Here is a 6538-nt window from a genome sequence, read left to right as displayed (position 1 = left end):
GAAAATTTTCTCATTTTATAATAAATAAAATATACAAAACTCATTTTCTGCACTTAATAATTTCGAGATACAGAGATAATCTTATATTTTTCAATTTTCCTAATATTCTTAAAGCTAATCATAATCACTAAAAGTTTTACTTATTATCCAATGAATAATTTAGCCAAGTTGGGATAGGAAACATCTAAAATGATATAAAACCAGAAATGTTACATTTCTGGTTTTACTTTTCCCAATATTCATATTCATTAATAGAAAATAAAAATACTGGGAAATAGATTCCCAGTATCAAACACAAAACTATGAAAAAAAGAACTCATAGAACATTTAATAATGATCACAAGTAATAAAAAAAACCTATAACGTAGGGCTATCTATCCCCCTATTCTATCTGGACATGCTTGTGTATTTATACACCGCCAAGCGAATGTTGCTCCTTCATCAATTGAAGTATAAATTTTCAAACAATTGTCTGTCATATCATATACTATCATTCCCTCTACAAAATCTGAAGGAGGAATTCCGACCGGATTTCCCAAGCTATTAAATTGCACCCTATTTACTACCAATCCTTTAAATTTAGATTCCAATACCAGCCAAGCCCCTTTTCTTGTCAAAGGCCAATGGTCAGAACCAACAACATCTTTTCCTTTATTCAGAGAGGATATCCCCATTTTACTATCCAAAGATTTTTTAGAAACTTCTGTAATTCCAGGTTTATAACAAAGACAGTCTGTTGTTATCACCTTAGCAGTAGGAGAGTTTTTGCTACCCTCACTGCTAGTAACAGTTGCATAATAATAATCTGTTTTAGAAGAAGAGGAAGCAGGAGGAATAAAAGTATTTGTATTCGCTCCATTAATAATAGTCCCTCCCATATTACTGTCTACAGAATTCTTAAACCACTGGTAAGATAAAACTTCAGAATCCGAAGATAATACGGAAACCGTAATAGGTGTCGGAACAGTATTTTTACATACTGTTTGAGTACTGGGATGAATAGACGAAATTTTTAAAGCAGATACAATACTGGCAGTACAAATTGATAATAACGAACCTCCATCTCCTCCCAATCCGCTAACTGTTAATTGAGTATAAGCTGTAGGAGCATGTATTTCGAATAGGCCTCCGCCTCCGCCATGTTGTGCCCCACTCCCCGAAAATATCGCGTTATCTATAATGGTCGAATAACAACTGTTATCAGAAAAAATTGATACAGCCCCCCCATTAGAATTAAAAACAAAATCTTGATTATTAACTTCTCCCGTAGCTCCCAAAATAAAAATCAAATTATTAACGGGTTCATCAAACAAAAATGTAACCGCCCATTCAGTTCCTTCACTTGGTCCCAAAGGAGCAGTACGACCAACCCAAAGAGATTTTTCACTCAATCTCCCCCCACATGTTGGATAGCTGTCGTTAAAGCTGACCACATTTCCTGTTGAAACAGTTGTAACCTTAATCTCATTAACTATAACTTCACCGTTTACTGGTATATTTAAAGTCGGGCCCGGGCAATTAATCGTTTGTGCATGCAATCCCTTCAAGGTCACTAAAAAAATGAATAAAATGAGCCCTAGAAATCTATCTTTCCGCATTGTTAATTTCCTTTAAATTTTATGTATTAGAAACAGATATTACCCTTAATTGCTATTGATGCACTTACATACTTAAGTACATCTAATAATAAAAATTAAAGCAACATCATACTTAGTGAAGAGTAACTCCGGATTTAAGTAAATACACTTATATTAATAAATCTTCTTTTGTAAAACAAAGGTAAATCATCCAACTGATAATAATCTTAAGAAATATTATTCACTTTCTATTGAATTTAATGTTTTTTTGTATAAAAAAGCTCCAAGTAAAAGGAAGATTTTTCACCATTTATCTTTGTTCTATATACTTTCTAATATAAAATCTATACATATACGAAAGTATTTATCATATATATTATATTTTAAGAATTTTATCATATGTGAATTATTTACTTTTATGATATCTTATATAAAAGGCCTGGATTATTTTAATCCAGGCCTTTAAAAACTAATCAAATATTCAATATTAAAATAACACTATATTTCCGAATTTAGTATAAAGTCAGCAGCACGGTCTCCGATCATAATGCAAGCTGCGTTTGTATTACCTGTGTTTATCATTGGCATGATAGAGCCATCAGCTACTCTAAGATTCTTAACACCATATACCTTTAACCGTGGGTCGACAACTGCCATTTTGTCTACACCCATTTTAGCTGTACCCACTTGGTGGTGATCACTGACAGCATGGGCCTTAATAAAGTTTTCAAGATCTTCAATACTATCAACTTCAGCTCCTGGAGAAAATTCCTTTTTAATAAGCGACCCCATTTGCTTTCCAGTAACTAATTTACGAAGAAAAAGCGTTTGCAGTACAAGTGCATTCAAATCATCCGGATCTTCTAAAAATCTCGGATCAATAATAGGTTTATCATTGGGGTTGTTTGATTTTAGTTTAATTATCCCTCTACTTTGTGGGTGTAATAATGTTGAAACAATTGTAAAACCATTTTCAGGTGATTTTTCCATGGGATATGGAAATGTTATAAGAATTGGTTGCATGTCCGGTACCTTCATATCTGGTTTTGTTTTCCAAAAAAATGTTCCTTCCAAACCTTGGGCTTTAGACAGAGGAATATTTTCATGTGTCTCCCATACATGCGGAACATTAATATGGTCTTGTAAATTCTGTCCCACACCTGGTAAATGTACTTTAGAACTAATACCTACTTCTTTAAGATGCTCCTGATCTCCTATTCCTGACAGCATTAATATCTTTGGAGTATTAATTGAACCTGCACTTAATATAATATCATCTTTCGCATAAGCTTGTTCTTCATCTTCGGAAGAATCAATGGTATATGCTACACCAACTGCTGTTTCGCCAGAAAATACTACCCGAGTAACATTGGCATTAACCAAAACAGTAAGATTAGGATGATTTTTTAAAGGCTCCAGGAAAGCAACCCAACTACTCATCCTTTTGTTATCTTTAAGGGTTAACCATGTATGATAGGCCCCAAACATCTCATTACCATCATTATAATTTGGGTTATAAGGAATTCCCAAATCAACAGCATCGGCAATGAACGCCTTTGTAATATCGGTCGGTTGGGGATTTAAAGTTATAGGCAAATCACCCTTAGTTCCCAATTCATCCTTATTAATAGCATCCTCTTCAGGAATAAATTGCTCGAATCTTTTAAAATTATTTTTTACTGATTCATAATCCCAACCATGGTTTCCCAAATAGGCCCAGGTATCAAAATCTTGTTTTGCACCTCTTACATAGATCATTCCATTAAATGAACTGCTCCCTCCCAAAGTTTTTCCCCTGGGAAAGGGTAACCTACGATTATTAGCAAATTTTTGAGGCTCTGTCTCAAAGGCCCAATCAACATCCGAATTCCATAATGCTATAGATCCCATTGGATCATGTATTTCGGGTTTATTATCAATAGGCCCAGCCTCAATAAGCAAAACTTTTTTACCCGCGTCAAGTAATCTCCTTGTTAAAATACATCCGGCTGACCCTGCACCTATTACAATATGATCATATTTCTGACCTATAGTATTTTCTTGTTTTCCCATATAATTAATTATATTTTATAAATATGTTAGTATCTCTTATTAAGTAATTTAACATCCAAGGTTTAGTTAAACTAAAAATCTTGTCTTCCAACTATAATAGCATTTCTGCTCACTTTAAAATGTTGAGATAATTGTTGGGTATAAGTCTATATTTTTTTTCTTAAAAATTCAAGAACAGCTCTCTATCATAAAAATCCAAATTCTATCACTCCGAATTATCAAGCTGTAAATTAGATGACACGGTTAAAAATAAATACTTACGGGAATCAATCACTCATTTATCCAAAGCACTGAAATAGAATAGCTTGTATTACAAAATTAGCTTATAGCATCAATAATTAACTTAAGAAATATTAAGAGAATGATAAATCTAAAAACTTTATAAGCTTAAATAAAATAAAGAAGTCCATCTTTTTAAAAAAGATAGACTTCTGTTTTGAAAGAATAGGTAAAGAATAAAGAATGATCATGACAACTTACCTCCTATGATTAATAGCTATAACTGTAGCTATAACGCCATATCTTTTATGGTTTTTTTATGGTTTTATGGCTTCCAAAAAGACCATACACTCCCATTATAAACGGCTAACTGACGAGCTACTGTATCATACACCATCATTCCGGCAGAAGGATTGATGATATTTAAATGGGGACTAGCCACCTTAGGGAGAATCATGGCCTTATCACTGTCCTCAAGGACCAGAATACCCATAACAGCGCTTTGCTTACCAATACCCACCTTACCGTCTGCATTTTCTTCCCTATCCTTTTGATCGCTTAAATCTACAACTCCTCCCGGATCAACACTCAAATCATGCCATACACCACTACTTAATAATTTTACCTTTTTGTCTGTTGTATCAAATATAAAAGTCCCATTTTCGGTGATACCTGTCTTATCTTCTACATAAGGCAGGATAAGACCCCGGTTTTCTGCATCAGAGAACTCCAGAGAAACAGACTCATTAGTAAGCTCAGACTTTCCTATTGCTATTTGTCCATTATACAAACTTCCAATAAACAACATACTGATTAATAGTACTCTTTTCATTTTTATGGATTTTAGTTTATTTATTATAGGTTATCTTGTGTTCATCGATCCCGCTCTATTAATTATAATTCCAAGGGGATTATCCAGATCTTCCACTTTTTGTTACTCACAATAATATTCGCTCACCACTCCATTATGAAAATACAAATAAAGCCTCCTTTTATACATCCCCCACAAGTATTTTTTAGTAACATACATCCACTCATTACCCTTTTCTGCATCTGGAACTTTGGACATAAAACAAACTATTTCTTTAGGGCTTTTTCCTAATAAATGTTCTTCTATGAAAGCTTCATCAATACTCATTGAAAATATTTTATCTTTTGTTATCAATACTTCTATTTTTTTATTTTTTCCTATGAAAGCAAAACTTTCTATTTTACGATCTTATCATAACCTTCCCATAATATCCGTTAGGGAAGCCCTTCTTTCTATTATTTTACCCTCACCATCAATTAGAAAAACAGTAGGGGTACCCGATATACCGTAATTTCTAAAATTAACCCCTTCAAAACCTTTATAATCACAATATTTATCCTCCCAGGGTAATTCCTTGCCCTTTTCTTTAAATAACGATTCTGCCTGATCACCGGAGACAGAGATTATATGAACCCCTCTTGATTTTAGCATATCATATTTCCCACTAAGATCTTTTAAAAGATCTTCACAGGGACCACAATCTGATCGGTAAAAAAGTAATAGTGTTTTATCATAACCCTTTCCTGAAAAGGAACTACTTTTAAGAACTTTATATCCCGAAGCACGAAGATCAAGATCTGGAGCCTGCATTCCTACTGCTGCAGATACAAAAACAGATAAGGGGCCTTCGAAAGAACTTATCTTGCCGCAAGCCCTGATGATGGGCGTAATAGCACTGATAAAATCATCTCTCCCGTTACGGGTGAACGCCACGGCCAGTCTTTCTGCAAAATCCCTATACTCCGCAGGATTTTTGATTCGGGAGCTTACGGTTTCTACATCTTTGGCAAAGGACTTAGGATCCTCCAATACTAAGGCATGAATATCTGCCCAGGAAGCGATCACCTCCGTCCAGTGCCCGGAAGTATACAGGGCGTCCCAATCGAGATCCCTGGTAATATAATCACTGATGTTTTTTGCCTTTTCTTCCTCCGCTTCAAAAAGACCAGTTCCTATACCCTGGGTAATATTAATGATATTGATAAGGCCTGATGCATAACTCTTGTTTTTCTTTAGCTCTCCCTGATAATCCCCATAAGCCTGAACTTGAGTTTGAGCCTCTTTTTCAAAAATCAAATAGTTTTTATCCGTCTTTGAAAAAGATTTCGTGGCCTGGAGCATGGCTCCATATCTGGCGAAGATCGCCTGCTCTTTTTTATAAAGACTATTAAGCTCAGGGATTTCCGTATTATTGGTGTAGATAATGTTCTTATCCGTGGGCTTTTCTTCACTGCAGCTTACCGAGAAGCTGTGCCCCGGGATCAGCAGATCAAGTCCGCCCCCTTCTTTACTCCCGGTGATAAGCCAACGACTCATACCCCGATAGGGAGCATACTCCTTGGGAATATGTAAAATAAACTTCCCGTTTTCAGGAATTGTCCCTTGGAACACTGTTTTGGCCTCACTCCCCTGAAAGAGCACAAAATCGTAGCTCTTGCCTTTAAAATAAGGAAAATCCATTGCAATATCCTGCCCTTTGGATACCAAAAAGAAAAACCCTAAAATTAATACTATTATTTTTTTCATAGATAAAAATTATGATCTGTAAATTTTGATAAACTACATCTATAACACGGACTATTCTTAAAAATACACGATAAACAAAGCTCAACTATAAGTTAAGTATGGTAAGAAAAATCCAGTTTATCCCTAAACCGGG

General features: G+C 34.7%; 5 protein-coding genes. All 5 read right to left on the bottom strand.

All coding sequences use genetic code 11. The features are described 5' to 3' along the window. Positions 1-374 precede the first annotated feature (374 nt). The 5 genes from MTQ00_RS22150 to MTQ00_RS22130 all read right to left on the bottom strand — a co-directional run bounded on the left by MTQ00_RS22150 (position 375) and on the right by MTQ00_RS22130 (position 6405). Complete coding sequence (locus tag MTQ00_RS22150) at positions 375-1598, bottom strand: hypothetical protein (protein WP_273647236.1); 1224 nt, start codon at positions 1596-1598, stop codon at positions 375-377. 477 nt (positions 1599-2075) lie between these two features. Then, positions 2076-3629: a GMC family oxidoreductase gene (locus MTQ00_RS22145; RefSeq protein WP_273651035.1), complete on the bottom strand. Its 1554-nt coding sequence runs from the start codon at positions 3627-3629 to the stop codon at positions 2076-2078. A 544-nt stretch (positions 3630-4173) separates the two neighbouring features. Continuing rightward, positions 4174-4680, bottom strand: coding sequence for a hypothetical protein (locus MTQ00_RS22140; RefSeq protein WP_273651034.1), 507 nt, complete (start codon positions 4678-4680; stop codon positions 4174-4176). A gap of 102 nt (positions 4681-4782) precedes the next feature. Continuing rightward, entirely contained in the window at positions 4783-5013 is a 231-nt protein-coding gene (locus MTQ00_RS22135; protein WP_273647230.1) for a hypothetical protein, read from the bottom strand. Between the two features lie 57 nt (positions 5014-5070). Next, on the bottom strand, positions 5071-6405 hold the full coding sequence (locus MTQ00_RS22130) for a peroxiredoxin family protein (RefSeq protein ID WP_273651033.1): 1335 nt from the start codon (positions 6403-6405) through the stop codon (positions 5071-5073). Positions 6406-6538: the final 133 nt, after the last annotated feature.

Source organism: Chryseobacterium sp. B21-037, assembly GCF_028570785.1.
GTDB lineage: Bacteria > Bacteroidota > Bacteroidia > Flavobacteriales > Weeksellaceae > Chryseobacterium > Chryseobacterium proteolyticum.
This window is presented reverse-complemented; position numbering and strand designations above follow the sequence as displayed.

Coding starts and splice junctions, on each gene's coding strand:
- MTQ00_RS22130 (WP_273651033.1), bottom strand. CDS start 6,405: ATGAAAAAAATAATAGTATTAATTTTAGGGTTTTTCTTTTTGGTATCC.
- MTQ00_RS22140 (WP_273651034.1), bottom strand. CDS start 4,680: ATGAAAAGAGTACTATTAATCAGTATGTTGTTTATTGGAAGTTTGTAT.
- MTQ00_RS22150 (WP_273647236.1), bottom strand. CDS start 1,598: ATGCGGAAAGATAGATTTCTAGGGCTCATTTTATTCATTTTTTTAGTG.
- MTQ00_RS22145 (WP_273651035.1), bottom strand. CDS start 3,629: ATGGGAAAACAAGAAAATACTATAGGTCAGAAATATGATCATATTGTA.